Source organism: Thalassospira sp. UBA1131, from assembly GCF_002311515.1.
GTDB lineage: Bacteria > Pseudomonadota > Alphaproteobacteria > Rhodospirillales > Thalassospiraceae > Thalassospira.
The window spans coordinates 55678-59294 of record NZ_DCAO01000043.1; the positions used below are offsets into that span (position 1 = coordinate 55678).

The 3617-nt window shown below is 54.3% G+C and carries 3 protein-coding genes; 1 reads left to right on the plus strand and 2 read right to left on the minus strand.

Annotated features, from left to right (window positions below; genetic code table 11):
- Positions 1-905: aromatic ring-hydroxylating oxygenase subunit alpha (locus B3Z49_RS06725; protein WP_296989208.1), on the minus strand; the 905-nt coding region annotated here is incomplete at its 3' end.
- 149 nt (positions 906-1054) lie between these two features.
- Here B3Z49_RS06725 and B3Z49_RS06730 point away from each other — a divergent pair.
- A complete protein-coding gene (locus tag B3Z49_RS06730) occupies positions 1055-1933 on the plus strand; it encodes a LysR substrate-binding domain-containing protein (protein WP_296989211.1) in 879 nt (292 codons plus the stop codon).
- Between the two features lie 49 nt (positions 1934-1982).
- Here the strand turns inward: B3Z49_RS06730 and B3Z49_RS06735 are convergent.
- The coding region (locus tag B3Z49_RS06735; protein ID WP_296989212.1) for an FAD-dependent oxidoreductase at positions 1983-3617 on the minus strand (1635 nt) is incomplete at its 5' end.

The following is a 3617-nucleotide window of genomic DNA, read 5'->3' on the forward strand; positions in this document are numbered from 1 at the left end:
GGATAATGGAACTTCAAAAGCGATCCGGCATTTTTGAACGGGATGTTGGAGTTCGGCAGGCTGACAGCCGCCTTGGTATCAAGCGTGTAGCTTTCGGCTTCCCCCAAAAGCGGCACACGCACCAGACGCCATTCACCACTATCGGCCATCTGATAGGCAGACGGCGCGCCGACCGCCTCGCAGCGGGCCACATGATCATCAAGCACACTGGCCACAACACCATCGGACGTACTGCCGATCGCACGCGCATCTTCCGGGAAGGTCCGGCACAGGGATGGGTGGTTGCCCCCGCAGTGATAGCATTCCCGATTATTCTCCCAGACCAGCTTCCAGTTGGCCTTTTCGATAATCGTGCTTTCAAACGCGACCTTGGAATTTTCCAGATCGTGCGGCGCAAGGTATTGTTCTGCGGCCTTGGCAAACGGTTCAATATCCGGCGCATTTTCAGCCAGACAAATATAAACCAATCCGTGGATCACCCGGCAATGAACCGGACTTAATCCGAATTTAGAACTGTCAAAATCCGGCCCCATATCACGCGCCCAAAGCAACTTGCCATCAAGGTCATAGGTCCACTGATGATACGGGCAAACCAGCCTTGGATTCCGGCCCTTTTTGGTTTTGCACAGAACCGACCCGCGATGGCGGCATGAATTGTGAAATGCTCGCACGACCTGATCATTGCCGCGCACGATCACAACCGAATAGGCACCGACTTCATAAATGACGTAATCACCCGCCTTCGGGATCTCGCATGCCGGGGTCGCAAACAGCCATTCCTTGTAATGAATGTTTTCAAGGTCGAGTTCAAAGATTGATTGATCCGTATAGAACGGCTGTTCCAGGGAATATCCGGGAACGCGACGCGCCAAAAGCTCTTGAACTGAATGCGGCATAACGGGCATGGCGGAAATCCGTTTCTTGATGGTTGGAAGCAACCAAAAGTGTGAACTTCATGCCACGATTTACAACGGCATTAATTTTCATCTTGGTTTAGCTCACCTAATCTGAAAAACTTACCCAAGTTACTCTACTCTGTTTTCAGGAGAGGCCGTTGGCCCGCCCATATGATCTGTCTTCGATAAATGCCCTGATCTGCTTTGAGGCCGCTGGTCGCAATATGAGCTTCAAGGATGCGGCGGCAGAATTGAACGTGACACCTGCGGCTGTAAGCCACCAGATCAAGGCGCTTGAGGCCGATATTGGCAGCGCCCTTTTCATTCGCCGCAATCGCGGGGTGGAGCTGACCGAGAAAGGCGCTTTCCTTCTCGTTGCCCTGCAACGGGGCTTTGAAACCATCTCCGACACGGTCATTCAGTTGCGCGATCAACCCGAAACGGTTGATGTCACAATCCGGACGACAACAGCCGTCAGTTCACTTTGGCTTACGCCAAAAATTGCCGCCTTCTGGAAAATTCATCCCAATATCACGGTGTCGCAAATTGTCTCGGATGTACCGGGCATGACTGGGTATTGCGATCTTAGCATCCATTACAGCAACCCCGATGACGGGGCGGACGGATACTACAAACTGTTTCAGGATCGCGTGGCCGCCATCGGCACACCGGCGTTCAACGCAGAACAAAACATCAAAACCATTGATGATCTTTTGCGTGCCCCCCTGATCCATCTGCATAACGAGGAAACCGACTGGACAACATGGACCGACTGGTTCCGCGCATTGGGACGCCCGGCACCAAAGGGCCGCAGCTTTAAGCTCAACAATTACACGATTGCATTACAGGCCGCGCAGGATGACGTCGGTGCGGTGCTTGGCTGGGACGAACTGGTTGGGCCTCTGCTGGAAGACGGACGCCTGATCAAACTTGTGCCTGACGAAATCCCCTCGCCGATGGGATTTTATCTACGCGTCCACCCGCGCGCATCCGAAAAGGCCCGTATATTTGTCGACTGGCTGATTGATGCCGCCTGACAGGAAGGCAAATGGCAAGCGCGACACATCGCCACGCTTGCCGCACACATCAGACGTCTTTTAACAAACGCAATGCATCATAGATCGCCGCATGGGTGTTGCGTGCCGATACCGCATCCCCGATCCGGAACAGCTGATAGGCACCGTCGGGGTTGCGCACGACCGATTGCGGTTTTCCGGCCAAAAGGTCGTCATGCGACATTTCACCATGGTTCGATGAGCCCGGCTTGAGATCAAAATAGATGTCATCAAGCGGAATGGTGCCGTGGTTGACCACGATCTGATCAACGATGCGTTGCTTGGCAACCCCGCCATAATCACTGCCAACATACGCGATGAGTTGGTTGCCCTGTTTTTCCACCGCCTCAAGGCGATAGGTCACCGTAAAGGTGGTATCAAGCTTCTGCATGCTGCGCATATAGGGCACAAGGTTCATCGCCATGACTTCGGGCGCGAATGACCGATCCGGGGTCATGATTTCGACTTTGGCCCCTGATTTGGCAATCAGTTCGGCTGCCTGTAAACCGGCATGATCCCCGGCATCGTCATAAACCAGAACATTGGTGCCCGGTTTGACGTCACCCGAAATGATATCCCAGGTCGACACGACCAGATCATTGCCCTTTGACAGGACTTCGGTATCGGGCATGCCGCCGGTGGCGATGATCACCACGTCAGGATTTTCGGCCGTAATCGTGTCGGCCTCGGCCCATGTATTGAAATGAAAACTCACGCCAAGTCGGGTGCACTCGGCCATGCGCCATTCAATGATGCTGATCATTTCGCGGCGGCGTTCGTTCTGTGCGGTCAGGCGGATCTGCCCGCCCGGATTTGGGGCGGCTTCATAGACAACAACTTCATGACCACGTTCGCCAGCAACACGGGCGGCTTCCATGCCCGCCGGGCCGGATCCGACAATCACGACCTTCTTGCGGGTATCAGCCGCCTCGATGATTTGGGGCATCGAAAGCTCACGCCCGGTGGCGGCGTTATGGATGCAATAGGCCGACCCGCCCTGATAAATGCGATCTAGGCAATAGTTGGCCCCGACGCACGGGCGGATTTCATCTTCGCGCTTTTCAATAATCTTGCGGACAATATGCGGATCGGTGATGTGCGCGCGGGTCATGCCAACCATATCGACCTTGCCCGATGCAATCGCATGGCGTGCGGTTGCAACGTCCGGGATTTTGGCAGCATGGAATGTCGGGAAATCTGTGGCGGCACGAATTTCACCGGCGAAATCCAGATGCGGCGAGTTCGCCATGCCCTGAATCGGGATCACATCGGTCAGACCGGCATCGGTATCAATATGCCCGCGAATGACATTGAGGAAATCGACCATGCCACTGTCTTTAAGACGCTTGGAAATCGACAGACCATCTTCCTTGGTCAAGCCACCCTCAAGGTCTTCATCACCGGTATAACGCACACCAACAATGAAATCTGGCCCAACCCGCTTGCGAATTTCGGTCAGAACATCAAACGTAAAGCGCAAACGGTTATCGATGCTGCCACCATAAGGACCATCAAGTTCGTTGGTCAGCGGCGACCAGAACTGATCCATCAAATGGCCATAGGCCTGAAGCTCGATCCCGTCCATACCGCCTGCCTTCATGCGTTCGGCCGCATCGGCATAATCCTTGATGATGCGTTCGATATCCCAGTCTTCCATCTTTTTCGG